Source organism: Hydrogenovibrio crunogenus (assembly GCF_004786015.1).
GTDB classification, from domain to species: Bacteria; Pseudomonadota; Gammaproteobacteria; order Thiomicrospirales; family Thiomicrospiraceae; genus Hydrogenovibrio; species Hydrogenovibrio crunogenus.
In genome coordinates this window covers 1,868,249-1,889,454 of record NZ_CP032096.1, presented here as the reverse complement: position 1 = coordinate 1,889,454, position 21,206 = coordinate 1,868,249, and the positions used below count along the sequence as shown (strand labels likewise).

Here is a 21,206-nt window from a genome sequence, read left to right as displayed (position 1 = left end):
CTGACGATATGAAATGAAAAAGGAATAATGCAAATGAATAAAGGATGGTTGAGTATTTTGTTTATGGTCGTGTCTGGAAATAGTCTGGCGGCTGGCTTGGTTTCAGATTCCGAAGGGCATGACTTTCACGGCTATTACGGTCTTGGGTATGAGCACAATGATGTGTCGATACCAGGCCTAAAATCGGATGTCATTCCAGGACTGACGGTGATTGCGGGAAATCATTATCGCCAATGGTTAGATATAGAGATGAGACTTTCAACCGCATTGGATACCCCGAAATTCAAAACAGATAATGCGGCGACAGCAGATACAAAGGTTTCCTATGATTATCGTATAACCGGGTTGCTTAAGTTTAAATGGTCCCCAGTTAAGTCTTTAGATCTGAATCTCTCTACGGGCTATAGCTATATGGACTATCGCTTGTCATCCTCAGCTGCTGAAAAGCGTGATTATGAAGGCGGCTTAGTATTTGGTGGCGGCGTTGGAGTCAATTTCTCTAAACATTATTCGATTAACCTGGATTATTTGAGCTATCAACGAGATAAAGGTATGAATGATTCAAGTCAAACATGGCAAAGTGGTACGCTTTCAATGCAGTATCACTATTAAAAAGAGAATGGAAGCAGTTTTTCTTTAATCTCTCGGCAAAAGTCGGTATAATCCTGACTTCTTTCGGATAGCTGTCTGAGCGGTTGAAGGAGCACGCCTGGAAAGCGTGTATAGGTTAATAGCCTATCGAGGGTTCGAATCCCTCGCTATCCGCCATTTCTTTATTCTTTTGCACTCCAAATCATATACCCCTCTAAAACGTCTTTATTTTGCGAACGAGCGTAATCAAAGAAATATGTGCAATCTGAACGATGATTATAAATGACATACATTAAAGAAGGATAATGGCGAGAGGCGAATGGTGTGTCAGAAACTGTGGCTTACCGGCAAGCAAGCCAGTTTACAGGTGAATCGACTAGAGAGCCTGCTTTTCGTAAATTCGAATATGATCTCGAATGGCTTCTAACCGGAAGAGGCCTTTGTTGTAGCGAGGGAAGGTGATGTTGTCGGCATCCGTATCCGCTTGATGATAAAAGTTCAGGTATTCTTTATAACTCAATGCTTGACGGCTTTGAATTTGTGTTTGGTGGCTAGCGGTCATTAAGTGCTGTTGATAACCAGGTTGAATAATGCCACTGAAAAACTCAGCGACACAACCTGAGCCATAGCTGAAGAATCCAAAACGTTTATTGCCCAAATCCTGCGCTGCATTATCTAAAAATGAACAGAACCCAATAAACAGCGACGCACTGTAACTGTTCCCTACCACTCGATTATACGTTTGTCCGGCTAAGGTCTGTTCTTTAAATTTTTCATTTGAAACGTCCGCCTTAACTTTTTTAATTAGGGTTTTATGTGCCTTTTCCGTCATGCGAGAAAATGGAATGTGATAACAGAAGGCATCAATCTCGTCGAAGTGACGATCTGTTTCTTCAACAAAATGTTCCCAGGCCTGCTTGAGGCTATTTAAATACACTTTGGTGGAGTATTTACCATCGACTAAAGCTGTCGTGCGATAGTTAGGACGCCAAAAATCCATGACATCATCCGTGTAATAGCCAGAACCGGGTTCAATCGTTAAAATGCGAGGGTTTTCTTTCACCAGCATGGCGACCGCGCCGCAGCCTTGCGTTGCTTCTCCCGATGAATCCACGTCGTATTTGGCAATATCTGCAGCAATCACCAGGATTTTTTCTTTAGGATTGGCTTTGACCATGGTATTGGCCATTTGTAGTGCGGCTGTTCCAGCATAGCAGGCATGTTTGAATTCAACGACGCGACAGCGTTTTGGAAGGCCAAGTAATCCATGTAAAAAAGCACCCGCTGATTTTGATTGATCCACGCCCGATTCGGTGGCGAATAAGACCGCTGTGATTTTTTGTTTATCAATTTGCTCTAAAATCGGTGCCGCCGCTTTTGCAGAAAGGGTTACGATATCTTCATCTGGCGGGGCGATTGACATTTGTTCCTGCCCGATACCGATGAGATATTTATTTACATCCGTTCCTTTTTCCTTGGCAAAGGTATCCAGCCCCAAAAAATAATCTGAGGTTGCAAAGTGAATTAAGTCAATACCAACTTTCATGAGTTAAATAGGGTCTTCCGTTACGGCACTAAAAGTGAATCGTTTAAAAATAAATCTGCCATTTTTGGCATTCCCAACAAGAATTGCGCTGTACGAAATTCTTGTTGTAATTGTTCGATGGTTTCAATCGTCGCATTTGTTGAGGCCATGGCGGGTTTTAACAACGGCGCAGCGACACCACAAATTTGGGCGCCCATTATAACCGATTTAACCATGTCGATGCCATTGCGAATCCCCCCGCTGGCAATAAATTGTGCCTGAGATTGAAAAGGGCGTGCTTGCTTCAAAGCTTGGGGCGTTGTCAGCCCCCAATCTTGGAACATTTTACCCAGTTCTGCCTGTTGATTATTGTCAGTGCGGTGTGCTTCGATACGGCTCCATGATGTGCCCCCTCTGCCAGCGAGATCAAACCATTTAATGCCTGCCTCCAGTCCTAGCTGAATGTCTTTTTCAGAGAGACCACAGCCGACTTCTTTTAAGATAATGGGGACGGAAAGACGGCTTTTCAAGTGCGCAATTTTTTTGGCCAGTTTGGCAAAGTTGGTGTCACCTTCCGGCTGAATCACTTCCTGTAATGGATTGAGATGTAAATAGAGCGCATCGGCTTCTAATACGTCCACCATTCGTTGCGCTTCATCAAACCCAAACCCATAGTTCAATTGAATCGCGCCCATGTTTGCAATGAGAGGAACGGTGGGTGCAAACTGTCTCAGCTGGAAGCTTTTTTCTGCTTTGCGATCGAGAATCATAGTTCTTTGCGAACCGACTGCCATCGCCACTTGACAGTGTTCTGCTGCTCTGGCCAGGTTCTCATTGATGGTGTTTAACGTGTTGGAGGCACCACCGGTCATGGATGAAATCAATAACGGGAAGCTTAACGAATGCTGTAAGAAAGTGATGCCGGAGTCGACCTGCGCATAGTCGCACTCTGGCAACCCGCGATGCGTCAATTGAATTTGATCGAAACCCGACTGGCGACGCTCTATTTTTTCGTCTTGCAATAACCAATCGATATGATCTTGTTTGCGTTGTGTAATCGGTGAATCAGACATACAAGCTTAAGAAGAAGCGTTCTGGCGTTCAAGTTTCAGATGGGCGGACATCAATTCTCCCGGATTGGTTTGTGCCGCCAGCAGAGACAATTCCCCACATAACGCTGTGGCTCCGGCAATGCAGGCGAGTCTGCGGGAATTTTGGCCCGGTTTGGCTGTTTGGTCGGCACAGCCCAACTGTTCTAAATTGTCGAGAACAAAATCGAGTCCTTTTCCATTGCCGACGGTGCCGACAATCAAATTAGGCAAAGTCGTCGAGAAGTACAAGTCGCCGTTTGCATTGACTTCAACATGGTTGATGGATTGAGAGCCTTCAACGATATTGGCGGCATCTTGCCCTGTGGCCAAATAAAATCCCAGCAACATATTGGCAACATGGGCGTTTGCGGTTCTAAGGCCACCGGATACGATACTGCCGATTAAATCTTTTTTGATGTGTAAATCGACAATGGCTTCCGGCGTGGTTTTTAAAAAACGCTGACACAGTTTCCGCGGAATCGTGGTTTCGCAGACCACATTTTTTCCTCGGCCTAAAATGCCGTTTACAGCAGAGACTTTTTTATCAGTACAGTAGTTTCCAGAAATGGAGACATAATTTAAATCTGGGTAGGTTTCCAAAATCCAAGGGATTAGTTTATCGGCTGCATTGGTCACCATGTTGTGACCTGAGGCATCACCGGTGCTGAATTCCAATCTCAGGTAAATTAAATTACCGACAATTTGAACATTTAAATCTAACAGTTTGGCATATTGACTTGTTTCAGAAACCACTGCTTGAAGCGCTGCTTGATCGGCTTTTAATGCTTGAAAGCGTTGCAAAGCAACACTCGCATTCGGGGCTTCTAACAAGACCGAGCGCGTCATACGTTCATCAATCACAGTGACTCGAATACCGCCTGCATGATGCGTGACACGGGCGCCACGCGCTACGGAAGGCCAAAGAGGCGTTTCATAGGTCGCCATTGGAACCATCAAGTCATCTGTTTCGACTTCCCCAATCAGTTTGAAAGGGCCGACAGACTGCATAGGGATATGCGCAAAGTTTCTAAGTGATTCGTTTTTCATATTCAGGTATTATATGACAACTTAGTGTTCGATTGATTGAAAAGTTATGGCGAAGAAGCCATAAGAAAAGTTACAAGGAAAAGAAATGGCGTTAGCGACCGCAAGACATATTTTAGTAGAGACAGAAGAAAAAGCATTAGACCTGAAAAAACAGATTGAAGAGGGCGCGGATTTTGCCGATGTCGCAAAAGCAAACTCAGCTTGCCCGTCAAGCAGAACTGGAGGAGACTTAGGTCAGTTTGGCCCAGGTATGATGGTGCCGGAATTTGATAAAGTTTGCTTTTCAGCCGACGTTGGATCGTTAGAAGGACCAATCAAAACACAATTCGGTTATCACTTGGTTGAAGTGACTGATAGAACCGAATAATTTCGATTTTCTATCATCCTGTTAAAAGCTCGTAAAATTGACCAGGCCTGGCTGATTTTACGGGCTTTTTTGTTTTAGAAATCGGCGTTTTCTCTAACTATCTGCAACTGGCTGCAAAGTTTTAAAGGGAATGATTTTTTACTCTGGAATCATTCTCTATATAATGGGTATCATTACTTAGATATTTGATTGGATTGAACAGCCACAGGAAAGCTTATGCGAACATCCTTTTATTGCCTTGCGTTATGGGTTTCTTTTTTCTCTATACCTTCTTCTTTTGCCGCCCAGTTAAGTTTAACGCCCCAAGCGGCTGTTGCCATGCCGGACTCTTACAGTGCCGAGGTCGCGCGTAAAATTTTATTATCCGGCGGGAATGCGGTGGATGCATCGGTCGCGGCTGCTTTTGTGCTAGCGGTCACGTATCCTGAAGCCGGCAACCTCGGTGGTGGTGGGTTTATGACACTTTATACGAATGCCGCTACGTCATCACAAAAGCAAGCTTACTTTCTGGATTATCGTGAAAAAGCGCCCAAAGCCGCATTTCGAGATATGTATCTCAATGCTAAAAAAGCAGTCATTCCCTATAAATCTTTGGTCGGTTATCAGGCTTCAGGTGTGCCTGGAACGGTCATGGGATTGTGGGTGGCGCATCAGCGGTTTGGAAAACTGCCATGGGCATCGTTGGTTCACCCTGCCATTGTTTTGGCCGAAAAAGGGTTTGTGGTACCGAAATCTTTAGAAGAGGTAGCAGATTGGTATCAGAAATGGATCGCCAATAAATCAAGGGTACCTTTGAATTTTAAGCGTTATTTCGGTGAGTTGAAGACAGGGTTGTTATTTAAACAACCGGATTTGGCAAACACCTTGAAGCGTATTGCGCAAACAGGGCCTTATGATTTTTATTTTGGACAAACGGCTCAATTGATTGTTAAAGAAATGCAGTCGCAGGATGGGTTAATTACCATGGACGATTTGGCGCATTATGACGTCAAGTGGCGTCAACCTGTAGAAGCCGATTGGAAAGGGCATCAAGTCATTTCTGCACCGCCGCCAAGCTCAGGTGGGGTGGCGATTGTTCAATTGTTGAAAATGAAAGCCATATTGGAAAACCAGTATCAAGATGCATTGTTGTCGATGGACAAAGCGGGGATTCCACCGCAGGCGACTCGCGCACATTTTTATGCCGAGTTGTCAAAACGGGTCTATGCTGATCGAGCTCAATACCTAGGTGATCCGGATTTTATTAAGGTGCCAACAAAAAAACTGATTTCGGATGCCTATCTAAGAAAGAGAGCAGCGGATGTATTGATGGATGAAATATCAGAAACTCAAACGATTAAACCTGGTTTAGCGGAGTCGACTGATACGACGCATTTTTCAGTGGTGGATGCTCAAGGCAATGCGGTTTCCAATACCTATACTTTGAATATGCCATTCGGGAGTGGGGTGGTGGTTTCGAAAGCCGGGTTTTTAATGAATGATGAAATGGATGATTTCAGTACCAAGCCAGGCGTTGCCAATGTGTTTGGTGTTGTGGGGGGGAAAGCGAATGAAATTGCGCCGGAAAAACGTATGTTGTCTTCCATGTCGCCGACGATTTTAGTCAAAAACGGCGCTGTCGAAATGGTGGTGGGAACGCCAGGCGGGTCTTCGATCATCACGTCGGTTTTCCAAACGATCGTCAATGTGATTGACCGCAATCTCTCTCCACAAATGGCGGTTGATGCCCCGCGTGTCCATCATCAACTGTTGCCGAAAGATGTGATTATGTATCACCCTGAGTTGAGTACGGAAACCAAGCAAGCGTTGCGATTAATGGGGTATCAGTTAAAGCGTAATAATTACTTGGGCGATGTGCAACTGATTGTGCGCCGGCATGGACAATTACAAGCCGCTTCCGATGTTAGAGGACGAGGCGTTTCGAAGGTGTTCCCCGTTAAGCCATAAAAGTTTAAGAGTCGAGAGTGACTGCCATCACGTCGCACTGTGCTTGATGTAGAACACTGTCGGTGGTGGAACCGATCAACTTGTCAAAAAAAGACATGCCGTGCCGTCCCATGACAATCAAATCCGCTTGTATCTGGTTGGCATAGTCAACAATTTGTGTTTTAGGAAAACCGGTTAAAGTATGGCAAGACGTTGCCGGAATTTGGTTTGTTTCGGCTAAATGCGTCAGCTTTTCGGTAGCTGCCTTTTGAAGGTTTTCCAACATATCTGGAAACCAGGCATTGGGGGTCGCGCTTAAGCTGATATCATCATAAATCGGGTACATGGGCTCTTCAATGACATGTAATAATTGGAGTTCAGCTTCATACATGGCTGCCAGCTGTTTGGCACGGGCAATGGCTTTTTCACTGTGTTGGGAAAAATCGACCGCAACTAAAACCGTTTGATAGTGATGCATATTCATCTCCAAAAGACAGGGCAAATAGAAACCAGTTATATTATTACTTGTACCGTATTACTTTATGCCACTGTAAGCGATTAATCAACTTTACCAGTAAAACTGCCAGACCTGGTAATTTTTGCGTTGTTTATTGCGCTCTAACGGAAAAGGTATCGGTGGCTTTGAGTTTAATGATGTCCGGGTTAGGGGTATTGTTTTCAATCAGCCAAGCAATTTCTTCTTGCTGCTGACTGGCTTCAAAGACTTTTTGCCAGACACGTTCTGTTGGTTGCCAACGATAACCGCGTTGCTTTAACTCATCTTTTAAATCAAAAGGTGCACCGGTCGCTTTAATCAACACTTTTTGCTGACGCACGGAAGCGAGTAAAAAATGAAAAGCGGGTAATGCCGCTTCTGAAATCGGGAAGGTCAGCAGATGGGTTAAGGCTTGCACATCATCTAATGCACGGTGAGCCCCATAAAAAAACTGACCGACTTTCCAGCACAAAAACTCCTGACTGCGCGAACCGACTTTTGCTAAATGGAACCAATCGATTTGGACCGCTGAACAGCCCCAGACTTTATCGATAAAACAATCGCTGTAACGTTCAACGACAGGGCGGTCAAATGCCGCATTATGGGCGACACAGAGTTGTACATCGGCCATATCCGCTTCGACTTCCGCCCATGGGATTTGATGCCCTTTCACATCGTCCAATGTTAACCCCGTCACCTGAGTCACTTCAGCGGAAATCTCGCCTTCTGGTTCATTTAAAAAGTTTTTCGCGCTTAAAATTTGATAGAAATTGCCCTGCGAATCGAATTCAACGATTTGATACCCCAGCTCAATGATTTCACAAACGCGCGTATCCAGGCCGGTGGTTTCCGTATCAATAATACAGACTTTGTGCAATGTTTCACCCGCAGGCGTTCGGTAACCGGAGAGGGGTTTGAAACGGCGTAATACCTGATAGTCGTCGGATTGTTCAAGTTGTTGCGCGAGGGGTTCTAAGTCGGTTTGCGGGGTCATAAGTCGTATAGCTCTTGGAAAATGAGAAAGGTTATTCTTGCAGAAGCGGCAAGGGAATTCAAAAAATCTTTAAACAAACCAGCTTATCTGGATTCTTTGCCAGAAAGTTAAATGCGTGGTGATATTGATATAAAGATATAAGCGCTGGTATTGGCGATAACAGGTTTCAAGTCGACAGTCGCTTAAACAATGATGGGTAATAAGCCAGTTCACTCGTTTGGCGTCAGATCTTGGAATATATCCCAGTAAATGGGATTGTAACAAGTTGTCGGCAACCCAAATTTGAACGGCGTTGGCATCGTATTCATTGTCTGGTTCCAGGTGAAGCTGTAACGGCATGTTCAGGGTGAATTGACCTGCCGCATCAATACGATCAGCATCATAATAATAACTTCCTTTAATCAGTAGAACCTGGTTTTGCTGACGCGGTTGATTGAACCAGCTAAAAAACGCGTTTATTTTATGCATTTCTTTCCTTGACTAACTTTGCGGAATAGGCGGGTCTAAATCAGCAGGTAAAACATCGTGAGCTGCCTGATGTTGCCGACAAATTTTTTGACACTCTGTATTCAGTTGGCGCAGTTGTTTCAAGAGAGTTTCTATTTCTGGAGGTTGTTTTTGCTCCAGCAAGTAACTATAAAAACAACTGTGTACCTGGACAATGTCACTCATTAATTTCCAGGCATCCGATTCACTCATTAAATAATGAGCATGAGTTAAAGCGCTGACTGGATGAATGTAATCGTGATAAGGAATCTCCCAGGGTGGAATTTCAGGCAGTGAAATTGCAGCTGAGAAGTCTTGCATTAATGTTTGTTCGGAGACAATATGTGGGCAGAGTTCTTCAAATACTTTGGCCGCCTTAAGATTATGGTGGGCTTGTAAGGTGTGGCAGAGTGTTTCACAGTGATAAATACTTTCCTCAAGCATTTCATGGATGGCTGCCAGTGTCCAGGCGACATTTTTATGGGTTGTTTTGAGATGAGGGTGCGCTTCTGTCCTTTTGTTCATAGCATTCATATGCATAACTCCTTCTCGATGTCCGATAGGATTTCTTCAGGGTTGTTACAAGGGGTATGCGTGGGTTCATAAACCGGTAAGTCGGCTTGATAAAAAATGCCAGTATCAAAACCGTCACTGCTGTAAATGGCTTTAGCCGCCTCAGCCGGGTTGGAAGAGGGAGCAATATTTAAAGAGCGCATCGATTTCTGCCACTCTTTCTCTTCCGGACGAAAAGTGACGCAAGGGCTTTTAATTTCAATCAGTGAAAACCCTTTGTGTTGAATCGCTTCAGTCATTAATTTAGTGAGGCCGTTGGGGTCACCAGAAAAGCCTCTGGCGATGAAGCTTGCACCTGATGCCAGTGCAATTCCCAAAGGGTTGAATCTCGCAACACCGGTTCCTTGTGGGGTCAGTTTGCTTTGCCATTCGGAGGGCGTTGTTGGAGAGGGTTGGCCTTTCGTCATGCCATACACTTCATTGTCCATCACGATGTACGTCATATCCATATTGCGGCGGCAAGCATGAATGAAGTGGTTTCCTCCAATCGAATAGCCGTCTCCATCACCACCGGCAACTAAAACCGTCAAGTCGGGTCGATTCGCCTTTAAGCCGCTGGCTAAGGCCAAAGCCCGACCATGTACCCCGTGAAAGCCATAGACATTCAAATAAGCTGGTAATCGGGAAGAACAACCGATGCCTGAGACTAAGCCAATTTGTTCTTTTGGCAGTTTCAGCCAAGCCAGTGCTTTGGTTAAGGCACGCAAGATAAAGAAGTGCCCGCATCCCGGGCACCAAACGGGATGGATGTTCGATAAATATTCGGTGGGTTTGACGGTTTTTACCGCGATTTTTTCAAGCGTGGCAGATGCAGAATGCGTCATTTAATCGCCTCCAAGCAATGGGTTAAAGCCGCCTGAACCGTTGAAGGTTTGAATAAAACCGGGCCGGTTTCCGCAATGCTCTGACTGGCTCTGGGGATGGCGTTGTCAGAGAGTAAATAATGAAAGAGTTGCCCTGAAGCATTTTGTTCAATCACGATGACCGTTTTGTCTTTGCATAGCGCTTGAATCTTTTGAGTCTGCAAAGGCATTAATAAGCGTAATCCCAATAAGCTGATGCGTGCGCCTTGTTTGTTTAAGGCGTCAACGGCAACGCGAACGGCTTCATAAGTCGACCCCCATGTAATCACCATCTCATTGGCATCTTCTTTTTCAGTGCGTTTTGCCCAGCGTTCACCATAGTCGAATTGGGTGATTTTTTGTGACCGCTTTGTCAATTGCTGCTGATGGTCTTTTGCTGCAGAGGAAGGTTTGCCTGTTTCAGTGTGTTCTAAACCGTCCGCGGTATACTGGGTTTCAGGTGTTCCCAACCATGCCATAGGAGATATCGCATCTTGAGTTAATTGGTAACGTTGATAATCGGATGGGGTGGCGGGGGGGTGCAACCGGTTCAAGTTGAAATCGACGGGTGGCACAGGGTCGATAATGACTCGAGATTGCCCTAAATGCTGGTCAGACACTTCTACAACCAGCGTTTGTAATGTTTCTGCCAGACCTAGAGACCATTGTGAGACAGTCACCATTTCCTGTACATTCAATGGTGCGGTGACAACGTGGGGCGCTTCTCCGTGAAACCCATAAAGTACTTGGTTTAAATCGGTCTGCTCTGATTTGGTTGGGATACCTGTGGACGGGCCGCCGCGCATAACCGTCACCACTAGGGCAGGGGTTTCACTGGCGATGGCCAGCCCCATCGCTTCGGTCATCAGCGAAAACCCTGGACCGGAAGTCGCTGTCATACTTGGATAACCGCCAAAAGAGCCCCCAATGACCATGTTCATGGCCGCCAATTCATCTTCGGCAATGAGGACGCGGCCACCCAGTTTTTCGATACGGGGGGCTAAATATTCCACTATGTCAGTCGCCGGAGTGATTGGGTAAGCCGCCGCTAACTTTAACCCGCCACGCAATGCACCTAAGCCACAGGCTTCATTCCCGCTGATATTCCAGCGCGTTTTGTTGGAAGATTGCCAGCGGGATAACACGTTAAAATGGCTGTTTGAAATGAGTTGTCTGCCTGCTTGAATGGCTTCTAAAGAGGGCGTGATGACCGCATCGCCTTTTTTGCCCAGCGTCTTTTTCACAGCAGATTCTATGAAAGCGGAATCCAACCCGATTTGCTGCGCTAATACACCCAAAGCAAACATATTCATGCGGCTGCCTTGGATGGTTTTAACCGCATTTTGTAAGGCGAGTCCAATCAGTTTCGCACCGGATGATTCCACCAGGCCTGGCGGTTTCTCACGGCTGTTGTCGTAAATCACCAAGCTGTCTTGTGTTAACGGAATTTCATCGGCAAACCGTTCAAACTTGAGCCAGTCCAGCGCTAAGTGAATATGAGAAAATTCTGCCAAAGTTTCAATGGGCTGGTCGGATAGATTCAACATCACCGCTGACTCACCTCCACGAATTTGTGGACCAAAAGAGCGAGTCATTACGCCATAAAACCCGGCTTTTGCGACAGCTTCAAGTAAAATCAACCCTACTGTGACCGCACCTGTCCCACCCGATCCCGATACGGAAATGGCCAAAGTGTTTTGGGAAACTGAAACAGGGTGTGTCATGAATTGTCCTCTAAGCTTTTTTACGTGCCAAATCTGTTGAAATAATCTAATCCCTATTCTAGAACAATCAAAACTAGGATACACTGTGAATCTGCCAACAAAAGGTGGTTTTTTAATTAAAAAAGGTATCAACAGTGAAACAAATTTGGATCAGTGCTTTGTTATTGAGCTTCTTAAGCGTTTATGGATGCAGTTCAGCTGAAGAAAGAGCGTATGAAAAAGAATATCAGAAGGACGCTGCTGAGAAATCTCATCAGGAGTTGAGCAGGGAAGCTGAAAAGCTCGACTAAATCGATATATTGGGGCGTATGTTTTCTGGCAGTTGGAATTGTTGTTCAATGTTCCCTTGTGGCGATAAAAAAGTAATTTCGACGGCGGTCAGTTGCAAGTCCTGATCTGCTGCTTGCGCATCGCCATACAATCGATCCCCTATAATTGGAAAGCCGGCTTCTGATAAGTGGATTCTGATTTGATGTTTCCGCCCCGTGGCAATGCTCACTTGTACTAGGCTGCAGTCGTTCTCTGAGTTGTAAGTAAGTTGTTGGGCTGTAGTTAAAGCCGGTTTGCCATTGATTTCTTGGTCATAAGTATGCTCTGTTTCGCCAAATTTCCCTTTCACCCAGGCCTGGTAGGTTTTACCTATTTGGCGTGTCTCAAATCGGTGTGCCAGTCGTTGAGCAGATTTTTTATTGTGGGCAATCAACATCAAACCGTCCGTCGCTTTATCTAATCGATGAACGATCCAACAAGGGCGCTTTTCAGGCGATTCTTTAAAGAGATATTGGGTTTCAATCCAGCGATTTAAGGTCGTATGGTCGCCCCATTTTGATCCTTGTGACAACACACCTTTCGGTTTGTACCAAACACTAAAATCATGACAATCTTTGATTAAAACAGGAGGTGGGATTTCGGCATTTAAGATGGCTTCATTGAAGTAAAAAGACACTTCAGCGCCTTCTTTCAGCAGTTTTTTTGCGCGGCGAACACGCGCTTTTTTAGAGCGTATTTGGGGTTGGTTTAACGGTTCAGAAACCCAAACAGCCCCTTGCTGGCAAAAACGTTTCAACTGCTGATTGGAAAACCCAAAGCCGTCAGGCAAGTGTGATTGCAATGCGTCTAGTAGCGGTTGTGCCTGTTCAAGGGTAAAATGGCATTCAAATGGCTTGGCACGGTCAATGCTGTGATCAGTGGTCGAGGTAGTAGTCATAAGAGAATTTTACCTGATTCCGAGCAGTTAAATTGGGTGATTCAGGCAGCAAAAGGTGTTTTGTGAAAACGTTTACAAGCACGCCGGCTTAGCAAGCACTCAGGTTTTGATATGAACCTGACGGCGTACGCCCAGCCAGAGTAACAATGCGAGTGTTAATAGAATTGCTTGCGAGAGCGCCATCCATTGTAAGCTATGGTGCACATAAGGTACGACCAGCGCCGCGACCAGTCCGGCCATCCCCATTTGGAAAAGGCTTTGTACCGAACTGGCCAAACCGCGCTGACTGGGTAAACAGTCCAAAGCCACCAGACTGAGTCCCGGGTTCGCCATGGCAAATGCAAATGAATAGAGGACCAGCGGGGAAATGACCAGCCCGACATGAACCGGTAAAAAAGTTTCAAAGATAAGGTTAAGCGCCACGGCCAGAGTCGCCAGCGTGAAGGCGATATTAATCAGTGTGGTGGTTTTGAAGCGATGTGTTATACGGTGAATGAGAATGGAACCGAATAACACACCCGACACCACGGGAACAAACAGCACCCAGAAATCCTGTTCTCCCAGTTTCAAATGATCGAAAATCACACTGGCAGCACCGGCTACATACACAAAAAAACCACCGATGATCAACCCTTGCGCGGCCACCAGCCGTAAAAATTGAGGATGCACTAGGCTCTGCCAGTATCCTTTGAGAATGCGCGCGGGGTGAATCGATTGCACATGCTCGGGAGATTGTGATTCTTTTATGCGAACGGAAAACAGCATAATGATAACCACACTGTAAATCGCCAAAAAATAAAACACCGAGCGCCACCCCATATGTACTTCCAACCAACCGCCAATAATCGGTGCCAGAGCAGGTGCCATTGTAAACAGCATCATCATCAATGCCATCGCTTTCTGGGCTTCATCACCCTGAAAAACGTCGCGAAGCATGGCTCGGCTCGCCACTAGGCTGCCCGCCAAAAGCGTTCCCTGCAAGGCGCGCCCCAGCAAAAGTGTTTCGATATTTTGCGCCAGTGCACAGAGGAAAGATGCCGCTAAATAACCGATTAAGCTGGTGAGGATAATCGGTTTGCGCCCCCAACGGTCAGCCATCGGCCCCCAGACCAAGGTTGCCATGGCAAAGCTGATTAAATAAATTGCCAGCGTTTGCGACAGTAAATCCCGGTTTGCCGACAACTCGGCCTCGATGGCTGGAAAAGAAGGTAAATAAGTGTCGATGGTAAAGGGCGCCAACATGCCGATTAAGGCAACGACCATAATTAAAAACATGGACGAAAGGTTGGCAGTCGAAGCGCCGAACGAAGAAGAATTGGGGGCTGATGACATGGAATATGTTCAATTTCAAAACAATCATTATAGCGTTTTTAACAAAACGATGAAACACGAAAGCCCTGTCTGCTAATAAACAAAAAAACTTCCGCTTTTACATGCTTTTTCGTCCACATCCTTTCAGTAAGGTTGTCTGTGTTGAGGTGACAATTAAATGGGTTGATTCAGCATTTAAATTGCCATGAATCAGCAGAAGCACATACCATAGATAGCATTGCTAATTTTGTAGGCAAATCGTTCACAAGCAAACAGCCGTTGAATGATGTTGATGGATATGTGACTTGGAAATTGTGGTTAAGAAATGAAAATGCGGCGTCTTTTACAGTACAATCTTGAGAACTTAAGCAGAATGGTTTGTTAAATGGCGCACGTATTACAACTTGATAACGAAACAATTGAAGTCGTTAAAACCTCAAGGCGAGGGTCGATTGGACTCAAGGTTGAGCCCGATCGCATTGCTTTAATGGTTCCAAAGCAGTTTTCCGATTTAACGATTGAGTCTTTAATCGCAAATGAAAAAGACTGGTTGCTGGATCAAATTCGTAAACATCAGGCTGAAATGCCGAAAAAGCTGGTTTTGAAGTCTGGGCATGAGTTATTGTTGTTTGGTGACAAGATCTTGTATAAAGAAGACCATAAAACGCCGGTTAAATCGCTTCAAGTGATGCTGGAAGGTTCTTGTTTAACGGCCTATATGCAAACAGCTCGTGCTTTAAAGGCGCCGGAGGTCACGGCCAGAAAAAAAATAATACAGTTTTTAACCCAGCAACTGCAATGTTATTTAATGGAAAAGGTGCCCTTGTTTGCTGAACAAATTGCGGTTTCACCGACCGAAATAACCGTACGCAATTATAAGTCTCGTTGGGGCAGCTGTTATCCGGACGGTCGAATTCAATTTAATTGGCGTTTGGCGATGGCTCCGAAGGATGTGATTGATTACGTTATTCAGCATGAGTTGTGTCATTTGGTTCATCCGAATCATTCCACACAATATTGGCAACTGGTGGCTGAACATTGCCCGGACTATGAAACGCATAAGCTGTGGCTAAAAGAAAATGGCACGGCATTAATTCATTTTTAATCAAACGACTTAAGTGAGAAAACATGGACAATAAAACACCTGCTTCGGAAGAAGTAATCGTCGAGAACGTATCTGAAAATTCACCGGATGTGACACAGGTTGCCACGGACACGCCTTATGCCGGTTTTTGGAAACGAGCCATTGCCTACCTGATTGATGCTCTTTTATTGACGTTTGTCTTGGTGCTGTTAGGGTTTGTTTTTGCGATGTTTGGCGTGGTGGATTTTAATGCCGAAGGGGAAATGGTCCAGAATGCGAACGTGATGGATTTAGTGTCCATTTTGGTCAGCTGGGGGTATTTTGCTTTCATGGAGTCCTCCAATAAGCAGGCGACGTTCGGGAAAATGGCGTTGGGTATTCAAGTGACCGATTATGCGGATCAGCGCATTTCATTAGTGCGTGCGACCGTGCGATTTTTCTCAAAATACCTTTCGGCCATTTTGTTGTTGATCGGGTTTATCATGATTGCTTTCACCGCACGTAAACAAGGGTTGCACGATTTTATTGCCAGCACGTTGGTGGTCAACAAGCCTTAAGGTTTCCCCACCAGTTCAAATGACTTTTCAGCCATCGGTTGACCATTGATAATGAGGGTCAGCCCGTGTTCACCGGGATAATAACGTCGCGTGGACAAGGGTTGGAAAGATAGATGCTTTTCGACCTTTTTTTCTTTTCTGTAATTTCCTTCAATCACTTTAAAACGTTTATGAGAGAGCTGGCCGTTGGCACGGCGGTAATGTAAACAAACTTCTACTCGAAGCTTTCCCAGTTCTGCTTGTTGCGTTTGTAATTCAATGATCATTTTTAAGTTGGAACCGATCTCGACCTGTGCGGGCACGTTAAAAATTGAAAGGTCGACATGACTTGGCTTGGCAAAGCCAAACAAAGCTAGGAGGTCAGGATGCGCCTGTTTCAGTAGGGTGCGACAGCCGTGTTTTAAAATCCAATCGGTATGAGGGTGTTGCCCAAACCAATTTTGTGCGGTTTTTAAAATGAGCTCGGGGTGGTCCTTGGATATGTCATTTAAATTATTCGCGACGCTTTTACGTACATAGCGGCTATCGTCTTGTTTCAGAGCTTCCAAGATAGGCAAAATAGGGTGAGGATCTTGTTGAAAAATTTTTAAGGCTTTCGCCCAGGGAAGCCTCGGACGACAGCCTTCGCTGGCAAGACGCCTGACGTGCTCATTTTCTGACTGCGTCCATTTTAAAAGTTGCCCCATCATTTTTTGGGGATAACGCTCAATCAATGGACGCACAGCAAACTCAGCCGAAGAGTAAGGTGTCATGGCTTCTAATGCCTGAGCGGAAATGTCATAGTGATCTTGCCCGAACTGCTCGATATAATCCGGAAAGAAAATATATTCAAACCCTTTAAAGTGTTGAGCCGTTTGTGTCAGTATTTTTGCCGCTTGAGCAAAATCTTTTGGCAGGAAGTGTTTCAGGGTTAGGCTGATTTTTTGAATGCGTTGCTTTAGCTCAAGCGTTTGCCATTCGTTATTCAGAACGGCTTTTTGAAATGCATTACCGTTAAAATTAGGCGCATAAAACGAAATAGTCTCTGCCAGCGCTTGAATGAGCTTAGCATTGTAAAAGTCTTTTAAAGGGTCCATGCCATTTAGTTTAGCGCTTTTATGATGAATTCAAAACGTTTGTTGTATCTCATGAACGGATGAATTTCTCCCTGTGCTGTCATTTTTCCAGTTGCATAATATGGAAATAATTGCGTAAACGGTGACTTTTTGAGTTTAAACATTTATGATGATTTTCTTATATAAAATGCTAGAAGAGACTTTATGCGCTTTTTAATGTTATGTTGTTCTTTGTTGGCCTGTCACACGCCTTTCGTTTTTGCGAGTGACGTTTCCTCTGAGTCTCGTTGGGTGGAAGCCGTTCATGTGACAACTCCCTCTCCGGACAGTTGGCAATTAACCGGAACCCTTCAGCCTCGTTATCAGTTTATGTTGAGTTTTCGAGTCGCTGGACAAGTGGAACAGCGTTCGGTTGAATTAGGGCAGTTTGTTAAAAAAGGTCAAGCATTAGCAAAACTTGATCAGACTGATTTAAAACTGTCGGTAGAGCAGGCAAAAGCCAATCTGGCTTCAGCGCAATCGAATATGGAAAATGCCGCACGAGAAAGTCAACGGCTTGCTAAACTTTATCGAGATAAGTTGATTAGCTTACAGCAACTACAGCGTGCAGAAACCTATGAAACAGAAAGTCGCCAGTCGATGGTTGCAGCCAAAGCGGCATTGAAATTAGCGCAAAATCAATTAAATTACAGTGTATTGAAATCACCGGTAACCGGTATGGTCAGTCAGGTCTCTGTGGAAGTCGGGCAAATGGTGCCCGCTGGACAGCCTGTTTTCCAAGTCGTGAGTGAACTGGCCGAAGCAGAAGTGTCTTTGCCCGCTAATCGAATCACCAATGACATTCAATCGGGTTCGCTGAGCGGGGTTGATCATCCAGGTCACTGTCAAGTTACATTGCGTGCTAAAAGCCCCCTCAACTCATCTTCCGGACTGCAATATCAAGCACGCTATCAATTGCTTACTTGTTCTCGACCTCTGCCGTTAGGGAGTGTGGTACAACTTCATTTTCAAACCGAATTTAAGCACAAACAACAGTTACCGATTACCGCCGTGTTCAATAAAGGAGAGCACAGTTTTGTTTGGTTAATAGAAGACCAACATGTCACTGCTAAACCGGTCACCGTCACACAGATGACGAATGAATTCGCTATTATCGAAGCGGATTTAGAAGAACCGGCGCAAGTAGTCAAGCAAGGCACTCATGCGTTGGTTGAAGGCCAAGCTGTGAGTGTGCGTCCATGATGCAGCGTTTTAACCTTTCGGAATTAGCGGTTAAGCATAAAGCGGTTACTTTGTATTTTATTTTGTTGTCCATTCTGGTGGGAACAGTTTCGTTTATTAATTTGGGGCGTGCCGAAGACCCTAACTTTACTATTAAAGTGATGGTGGTGTCTGCCAATTGGCCGGGTGCAACGGCAGAGCAAATGCAAAATCAGGTCGCCGACCCTATTGAGAAAAAACTACAACAAGTGGAGTATTTCGATTTTGTGGAAACCACTGCTCGCCCCGGTGAAGTGACGATGCTGGTGACCTTTAAGGAATATACGCCTCCCGAAGCTGTTGAAGATCAGTTTTATCAAGTTCGTAAGAGAATGTTGGATTTGAAAGGTGCTTTGCCTCAAGGAGTGCAAGGGCCCTTTGTGAATGACGATTTCGCCGATGTTTATTTTACACTTTACTCGTTAACTCAGGGCGACCTCAATTATGCAGATTGGTTGCAGACCGCGGAAAAAACACGGGATGCGCTGTTGCGAGTGAACGGGGTGCAAAAGGTCAATTTGCTGGGAGAGCAGACGCAGCAGATTCAAATCACTTTTAATGCAGCCAAAATGAAAGCATTGGGGGTAACGCAGCAGCAACTTCTGCAAAATCTAAATGCTTATCAATCGATTGCCCCCTCTGGGTTTGTAGAAACCATTGGGCCTCGGGTTTATCTACGCCAAACCGCAGCGAGGGATTCGCTGGAAGAGATTCGCCAGGTACCGATTGCAGTGAATGGGCAAGTCATGCATTTGTCAGATTTTGCCACTGTTTCAAGAGGATTTAAGAAACCGAGTCATTTTAAAATTCGAAACCAGGGGCAAGAAGCTTTGTTATTGGGGGTCGTGATGAAAAAAGGCCATAACGGTCTGGATTTGTCAGACCGTTTGTCGACTTTTACTCAAAACTGGCAACCGAATTTGCCTAAAGGCGTTACTTTGGAAAAAGTCACCAATCAGGGTGATGCTATTGCGTTAGCAGTGAATGCCTTTCAGTTGAAGTTTTTAATGGCGGTGCTGGTTGTGCTTGCGGTGAGTTTTCTGGCATTGGGTTGGCGTGCTGGAATTGTAGTAGCTCTGGCGATTCCACTCACTCTGGCTTTGACCTTTTTCTTAATGCAAATAACGGGGAAAAACCTGGACCGGATTACTCTGGGGGCGTTGATTTTAGCTTTAGGCCTGCTGGTAGATGATGCCATTATCGCCATTGAAATGATGCTGGTGAAAATGGAAGAAGGGCTTGAAAGAACTAAAGCAGCCGCTTATGCGTGGACGGTGACGGCTTCCCCTATGTTATTCGGCACGCTGGTGACAGTGGTCGGCTTTGTACCGATTGGTTTCGCCGCCTCCAACGTTGGAGAATACGCCGGTAATATTTTCTGGATCCTAGCGTTCGCTTTGCTGTTATCTTGGTTGGTGGCGGTGACTTTTACACCTTATTTGGGCTTTAAGTTGTTGCCGAATGTTGAAACGCAAAACGTGCACGACAGTGGCGCGCCCGATAATCGGTTAACACGATTTTTATCGACCTGGGTGCACCGTTGTGTGCGTTATCGTAAAACCGTTGTTGGCGTGACATTGGGTATTTTTTTAGTGTCCACGTTCGGTATGGCAAAGCTGGTGGAAAAACAGTTTTTCCCAAGTTCCGATCGACCTGAATTGATGGTAGATATTTATTTGCCAGAAGGGTCCAGTCAGCAAGTCACGGATGATTTGTCTCATCAAATCGAAAATTATGTACGTCAGCAACCTGAGGTCAAAACCTTAAGCAGTTACATTGGGCAGGGAGCGCCTCGTTTTTTCTTGGCGCTGAATCCAGAACTGCCTAATCCCGCGTTTGCGAAGCTGATTATTGTTACTTCCGATGCCGAAGCGAGGAACCGTCTAAAAGCGCGGTTACAAGACTATATCGCAGCCGGTCATTTTGATGCGGCCCGTGTTCGGGTGCATGCCTTACTTTATGGACCGCCAGTGGTTTGGCCTGTCACTTTTCGTGTGATGGGAGATGACTTGAATGTGTTGCGAGACGTCGGCGAGCAAGTGCGTCAAAAAATGACTGAGAATGAACATATTTATGATCCGCATTTGGAATGGGGTGAAAAGAGTCCTGATATCGAGTTGTCTTATGATTTGGATCGTCTGGCTTTATTAGGGGTGACACCGTTGAATCTGTCGCAACAATTGCAACAGGCTTTAAGAGGACAAACGGAAGCGGAATTGCGTGAAAATACCCGACGTATCCTATTGACTAGCTTTACCCAATTCTCATCCGGTGATGCGCTTAAACAGCTACAAAGTTTGCCAATTGAAACTCAGAATGGTTCCAAAGTCCCGTTGCAACAATTGGCGGACTTAAATGTTGTGTTTAACAATCCGGTATTAAAACGTCGTAATCGAACGCCATATATTAATATCAATGCTGAAGTGGAAGGCGCACAACCACCTGATGTCACCATGGCGATTTGGAAAGATATGGCGAATTTGCGGGAGTCACTCCCGGATGGCGTTCGATTAGAAATCGGCGGCTCTGTGGAGCAATCTGGTAAGGCACAAGCTTCTATTCAGACTTTGATGCCCGTTATGGTGTTATTGATGGTGACCTTGGTCATGTTGAATATGCAAAGTTTTCTAGGGACGTTTATGGTGTTAGTGACCGCTCCGTTGGGGTTGATTGGTGCCGTGGCGGCATTGTTGCTGTTTTCACAGCCGTTTGGTTTTGTCGCCACCTTGGGGTTGATCGGATTAGCGGGTATTTTAATGCGAAATACGCTGATTTTGGTGGGGCAAATCAATGATAACCAAAAGCAGAATATGGCACCGAAAGAAGCTTTGATTGATGCGACGCTACGCCGCGCAAGACCGGTTTTATTAACGGCTTTGGCCGCGATTTTGGCCTTTATTCCACTCACCACGAATACGTTTTGGGGGCCTTTAGCGTATGTGTTGATTGGCGGTATTGGAGTCGGTACCTTGCTGACGCTGCTTTTCCTGCCTGCTTTATATGCATTGTGGTTCCGTATTCCGCAGTCCAATCAGTCGGGTTAATCTCCTTAAAAACGCCCAGGCCTGGG

The 21,206-nt window shown here is 45.4% G+C and carries 20 protein-coding genes and 1 tRNA gene; 9 read left to right on the top strand and 12 right to left on the bottom strand.

What is annotated here, in order from left to right; genetic code table 11:
- The first annotated feature begins 33 nt into the window (after nt 1-33).
- Together GHNINEIG_RS09030 and GHNINEIG_RS09025 are read left to right on the top strand one after the other, a co-directional pair.
- Nucleotides 34-612: an outer membrane beta-barrel protein gene (locus GHNINEIG_RS09030; RefSeq protein ID WP_189636870.1), complete on the top strand. Its 579-nt coding sequence runs from the start codon at nt 34-36 to the stop codon at nt 610-612.
- Between the two features lie 65 nt (nt 613-677).
- Nucleotides 678-768, top strand: a tRNA-Ser gene (locus tag GHNINEIG_RS09025).
- A 199-nt stretch (nt 769-967) separates the two neighbouring features.
- Here GHNINEIG_RS09025 and GHNINEIG_RS09020 read toward each other — a convergent pair.
- The 3 genes from GHNINEIG_RS09020 to GHNINEIG_RS09010 are packed head-to-tail and all read right to left on the bottom strand — an operon-like array spanning nt 968 to nt 4,254.
- A complete protein-coding gene (locus GHNINEIG_RS09020; RefSeq protein ID WP_135796347.1) occupies nt 968-2,137 on the bottom strand; it encodes a hydroxymethylglutaryl-CoA synthase in 1,170 nt (389 codons plus the stop codon).
- Between the two features lie 20 nt (nt 2,138-2,157).
- The gene (fni, locus tag GHNINEIG_RS09015; protein WP_135796346.1) at nt 2,158-3,189 is read right to left on the bottom strand and encodes a type 2 isopentenyl-diphosphate Delta-isomerase; all 1,032 of its coding nucleotides are present in this window, start codon (nt 3,187-3,189) and stop codon (nt 2,158-2,160) included.
- Nucleotides 3,190-3,195: 6 nt separating this feature from the next.
- A complete protein-coding gene (locus tag GHNINEIG_RS09010) occupies nt 3,196-4,254 on the bottom strand; it encodes a hydroxymethylglutaryl-CoA reductase (protein WP_135796345.1) in 1,059 nt (352 codons plus the stop codon).
- A gap of 85 nt (nt 4,255-4,339) precedes the next feature.
- Between GHNINEIG_RS09010 and GHNINEIG_RS09005 the strand changes: the two genes are divergently transcribed.
- The gene (locus GHNINEIG_RS09005) at nt 4,340-4,621 is read left to right on the top strand and encodes a peptidylprolyl isomerase (protein ID WP_135796344.1); all 282 of its coding nucleotides are present in this window, start codon (nt 4,340-4,342) and stop codon (nt 4,619-4,621) included.
- 216 nt (nt 4,622-4,837) lie between these two features.
- On the top strand, nt 4,838-6,568 hold the full coding sequence (gene ggt, locus GHNINEIG_RS09000; RefSeq protein WP_135796343.1) for a gamma-glutamyltransferase: 1,731 nt from the start codon (nt 4,838-4,840) through the stop codon (nt 6,566-6,568).
- Between the two features lie 4 nt (nt 6,569-6,572).
- Here ggt and GHNINEIG_RS08995 read toward each other — a convergent pair whose 3' ends face one another.
- From GHNINEIG_RS08995 to GHNINEIG_RS08970, 6 genes are all read right to left on the bottom strand, one after another.
- Nucleotides 6,573-7,025, bottom strand: a complete 453-nt coding sequence (locus GHNINEIG_RS08995; RefSeq protein WP_189636869.1) for a universal stress protein — start codon at nt 7,023-7,025, stop codon at nt 6,573-6,575.
- Nucleotides 7,026-7,155: 130 nt separating this feature from the next.
- Nucleotides 7,156-8,037 (bottom strand): 3'-5' exonuclease, encoded by an 882-nt coding sequence (locus GHNINEIG_RS08990; protein ID WP_135796341.1) that lies wholly within the window; start codon nt 8,035-8,037, stop codon nt 7,156-7,158.
- Between the two features lie 69 nt (nt 8,038-8,106).
- Nucleotides 8,107-8,505: an HIRAN domain-containing protein gene (locus tag GHNINEIG_RS08985; protein WP_135796340.1), complete on the bottom strand. Its 399-nt coding sequence runs from the start codon at nt 8,503-8,505 to the stop codon at nt 8,107-8,109.
- Nucleotides 8,506-8,517: 12 nt separating this feature from the next.
- A complete protein-coding gene (locus tag GHNINEIG_RS08980; RefSeq protein WP_135796339.1) occupies nt 8,518-9,057 on the bottom strand; it encodes a hypothetical protein in 540 nt (179 codons plus the stop codon).
- Nucleotides 9,054-9,920, bottom strand: a complete 867-nt coding sequence (locus GHNINEIG_RS08975; RefSeq protein WP_135796338.1) for a 2-oxoacid:ferredoxin oxidoreductase subunit beta — start codon at nt 9,918-9,920, stop codon at nt 9,054-9,056. Before GHNINEIG_RS08975 ends, GHNINEIG_RS08980 begins: the two co-directional genes overlap by 4 nt.
- The gene (locus tag GHNINEIG_RS08970) at nt 9,917-11,662 is read right to left on the bottom strand and encodes a 2-oxoacid:acceptor oxidoreductase subunit alpha (protein ID WP_135796337.1); all 1,746 of its coding nucleotides are present in this window, start codon (nt 11,660-11,662) and stop codon (nt 9,917-9,919) included. Before GHNINEIG_RS08970 ends, GHNINEIG_RS08975 begins: the two co-directional genes overlap by 4 nt.
- A 134-nt stretch (nt 11,663-11,796) precedes the next feature.
- On the opposite strand from GHNINEIG_RS08970, the gene GHNINEIG_RS11685 reads away from it, so the two are divergent.
- Entirely contained in the window at nt 11,797-11,952 is a 156-nt protein-coding gene (locus GHNINEIG_RS11685; RefSeq protein ID WP_189636868.1) for a hypothetical protein, read from the top strand.
- On the opposite strand, the gene GHNINEIG_RS08965 is transcribed toward GHNINEIG_RS11685, so the two are convergent.
- On the bottom strand, nt 11,949-12,869 hold the full coding sequence (locus GHNINEIG_RS08965) for an RluA family pseudouridine synthase (protein ID WP_135796336.1): 921 nt from the start codon (nt 12,867-12,869) through the stop codon (nt 11,949-11,951). The two genes, GHNINEIG_RS11685 and GHNINEIG_RS08965, sit on opposite strands and share 4 nt — an antisense overlap.
- Nucleotides 12,870-12,968: 99 nt before the next feature.
- The gene (locus GHNINEIG_RS08960) at nt 12,969-14,201 is read right to left on the bottom strand and encodes a multidrug effflux MFS transporter (RefSeq protein WP_135796335.1); all 1,233 of its coding nucleotides are present in this window, start codon (nt 14,199-14,201) and stop codon (nt 12,969-12,971) included.
- A 364-nt stretch (nt 14,202-14,565) separates the two neighbouring features.
- On the opposite strand from GHNINEIG_RS08960, the gene GHNINEIG_RS08955 reads away from it, so the two are divergent.
- Together GHNINEIG_RS08955 and GHNINEIG_RS08950 are read left to right on the top strand one after the other, a co-directional pair.
- Nucleotides 14,566-15,285, top strand: coding sequence for a M48 family metallopeptidase (locus GHNINEIG_RS08955; RefSeq protein ID WP_135796334.1), 720 nt, complete (start codon nt 14,566-14,568; stop codon nt 15,283-15,285).
- Nucleotides 15,286-15,308: 23 nt separating this feature from the next.
- Nucleotides 15,309-15,821, top strand: a complete 513-nt coding sequence (locus tag GHNINEIG_RS08950) for an RDD family protein (protein WP_135796333.1) — start codon at nt 15,309-15,311, stop codon at nt 15,819-15,821.
- Here the strand turns inward: GHNINEIG_RS08950 and GHNINEIG_RS08945 are convergent.
- Entirely contained in the window at nt 15,818-16,897 is a 1,080-nt protein-coding gene (locus tag GHNINEIG_RS08945; RefSeq protein ID WP_135796332.1) for a DNA alkylation repair protein, read from the bottom strand. The genes GHNINEIG_RS08950 and GHNINEIG_RS08945 overlap by 4 nt on opposite strands.
- Nucleotides 16,898-17,080: 183 nt before the next feature.
- Between GHNINEIG_RS08945 and GHNINEIG_RS08940 the strand changes: the two genes are divergently transcribed.
- Nucleotides 17,081-18,118 (top strand): efflux RND transporter periplasmic adaptor subunit, encoded by a 1,038-nt coding sequence (locus tag GHNINEIG_RS08940; protein WP_135796331.1) that lies wholly within the window; start codon nt 17,081-17,083, stop codon nt 18,116-18,118.
- On the top strand, nt 18,115-21,180 hold the full coding sequence (locus tag GHNINEIG_RS08935) for an efflux RND transporter permease subunit (protein WP_135796330.1): 3,066 nt from the start codon (nt 18,115-18,117) through the stop codon (nt 21,178-21,180). The genes GHNINEIG_RS08940 and GHNINEIG_RS08935 overlap by 4 nt, the downstream gene beginning before the upstream one ends.
- Nucleotides 21,181-21,206 lie beyond the last annotated feature (26 nt).

Coding starts and splice junctions, on each gene's coding strand:
- GHNINEIG_RS08985 (WP_135796340.1), bottom strand. CDS start 8,505: ATGCATAAAATAAACGCGTTTTTTAGCTGGTTCAATCAACCGCGTCAG.
- GHNINEIG_RS08940 (WP_135796331.1), top strand. CDS start 17,081: ATGCGCTTTTTAATGTTATGTTGTTCTTTGTTGGCCTGTCACACGCCT.
- GHNINEIG_RS08975 (WP_135796338.1), bottom strand. CDS start 9,920: ATGACGCATTCTGCATCTGCCACGCTTGAAAAAATCGCGGTAAAAACC.
- fni (WP_135796346.1), bottom strand. CDS start 3,189: ATGTCTGATTCACCGATTACACAACGCAAACAAGATCATATCGATTGG.
- GHNINEIG_RS09005 (WP_135796344.1), top strand. CDS start 4,340: ATGGCGTTAGCGACCGCAAGACATATTTTAGTAGAGACAGAAGAAAAA.
- GHNINEIG_RS08950 (WP_135796333.1), top strand. CDS start 15,309: ATGGACAATAAAACACCTGCTTCGGAAGAAGTAATCGTCGAGAACGTA.
- GHNINEIG_RS08935 (WP_135796330.1), top strand. CDS start 18,115: ATGATGCAGCGTTTTAACCTTTCGGAATTAGCGGTTAAGCATAAAGCG.
- GHNINEIG_RS08945 (WP_135796332.1), bottom strand. CDS start 16,897: ATGGACCCTTTAAAAGACTTTTACAATGCTAAGCTCATTCAAGCGCTG.
- GHNINEIG_RS09020 (WP_135796347.1), bottom strand. CDS start 2,137: ATGAAAGTTGGTATTGACTTAATTCACTTTGCAACCTCAGATTATTTT.
- GHNINEIG_RS09030 (WP_189636870.1), top strand. CDS start 34: ATGAATAAAGGATGGTTGAGTATTTTGTTTATGGTCGTGTCTGGAAAT.
- GHNINEIG_RS08960 (WP_135796335.1), bottom strand. CDS start 14,201: ATGTCATCAGCCCCCAATTCTTCTTCGTTCGGCGCTTCGACTGCCAAC.
- GHNINEIG_RS08980 (WP_135796339.1), bottom strand. CDS start 9,057: ATGAATGCTATGAACAAAAGGACAGAAGCGCACCCTCATCTCAAAACA.
- GHNINEIG_RS08990 (WP_135796341.1), bottom strand. CDS start 8,037: ATGACCCCGCAAACCGACTTAGAACCCCTCGCGCAACAACTTGAACAA.
- GHNINEIG_RS08995 (WP_189636869.1), bottom strand. CDS start 7,025: ATGCATCACTATCAAACGGTTTTAGTTGCGGTCGATTTTTCCCAACAC.
- GHNINEIG_RS08970 (WP_135796337.1), bottom strand. CDS start 11,662: ATGACACACCCTGTTTCAGTTTCCCAAAACACTTTGGCCATTTCCGTA.
- GHNINEIG_RS08955 (WP_135796334.1), top strand. CDS start 14,566: ATGGCGCACGTATTACAACTTGATAACGAAACAATTGAAGTCGTTAAA.
- GHNINEIG_RS09010 (WP_135796345.1), bottom strand. CDS start 4,254: ATGAAAAACGAATCACTTAGAAACTTTGCGCATATCCCTATGCAGTCT.
- GHNINEIG_RS08965 (WP_135796336.1), bottom strand. CDS start 12,869: ATGACTACTACCTCGACCACTGATCACAGCATTGACCGTGCCAAGCCA.
- ggt (WP_135796343.1), top strand. CDS start 4,838: ATGCGAACATCCTTTTATTGCCTTGCGTTATGGGTTTCTTTTTTCTCT.